Source organism: Oleiphilus sp. HI0066, assembly GCF_001635725.1.
The window spans coordinates 1-960 of record NZ_LWFH01001447.1 but is presented as its reverse complement, the minus strand read 5'-3'; the positions used below and the strand labels follow the sequence as shown (position 1 = coordinate 960).

Genomic DNA, 960 nt, shown 5'->3' with positions numbered 1-960 from the left:
TAAACAACGATACAAAGGATACTGTAAATGGCCGGACCAATAGTAAACGATGATGCGTACTCGATAACCTCAGGAGAAAACAAACAACTGGGCTACGTCTTTTCTATTTTTGGCAACAAGTTTGATCTCTCGGGATCGCCAAAGAATGATCAAGATGAAGATGGTGATCCACTTGAGATCGTGTCTGTTGAGGGACAAAGCTTAAATGACGGAGAGGTAACGGTAACCGGGTCAAATGGAGGGGAGTTCCGAATATTCTCTGATGGATCGATATTTCTTTATGCTACAACCGGTTTTGAATATCTCGCAGCGGGTGAAACAGCAAATATGATTGTCACTTACACTGTATCAGACGGCACAAGTTCTTCAGTCGCATCAGTAATTGTAACTGTAACCGTTGTAGATGGCGACTCGATTCTTGCCCAAGACGATGTATTTTCTACCGAAGAAAGCACTATTCTCGCAGGGGTAAATGTTACATCGAACGATGAATTGTATGCAGACTTTGCTGAAATAGTGGCCATTAATGGAATTGGATCTAACGTTGGTGCTGAAGTTCGAGGGTCTAACGGAGGTTTGTTTACTATAGTTTGCAGGCGCTGAGCATTATCGTTTACTTATGCAAAGTCATGAGCTTTCAATTCGCGAAGCATTGTTGACAGCCAAGCTCGATATGAGCGCGAACTTAAGTTTGCCCGTTATCAATACATCTAGTCTCCCCGATGGTTGGTTAACTGAACAAAGCTCTACCGCGCAGCGTCTATTTGAGCTTGCGATTGATAACTTAAATAGCGAGTTGTCGATTGCTGATCAGCGCTTAGATCAGCTGAAGCAGCAAGCCAAGGGCTTGCATCGCGAACGTCTCGCGAAAGTATCTCAGTTAGAATTTATGGAGGAGGAAATTCAATCATAGAAAGGCATGGTTGAGAAAAAGCTCGCCAACAAACTCAGATTTTTATA

Annotated in this window: 2 protein-coding genes; both read left to right on the top strand. The window is 43.0% G+C overall.

Going from position 1 to position 960, the window contains the following annotated elements; translation table 11 throughout:
• Positions 1-27 precede the first annotated feature (27 nt).
• Positions 28-603, top strand: coding sequence for an Ig-like domain-containing protein (locus A3738_RS22590; protein WP_068501512.1), 576 nt, complete (start codon positions 28-30; stop codon positions 601-603).
• 16 nt (positions 604-619) lie between these two features.
• On the top strand, positions 620-913 hold the full coding sequence (locus A3738_RS22585) for a hypothetical protein (RefSeq protein WP_068501515.1): 294 nt from the start codon (positions 620-622) through the stop codon (positions 911-913).
• Positions 914-960 lie beyond the last annotated feature (47 nt).

Bases quoted from the DNA above. Each gene is read 5' to 3' on its own strand.
- A3738_RS22590 (WP_068501512.1), top strand. From the start codon at position 28: ATGGCCGGACCAATAGTAAACGATGATGCGTACTCGATAACCTCAGGA.
- A3738_RS22585 (WP_068501515.1), top strand. From the start codon at position 620: ATGCAAAGTCATGAGCTTTCAATTCGCGAAGCATTGTTGACAGCCAAG.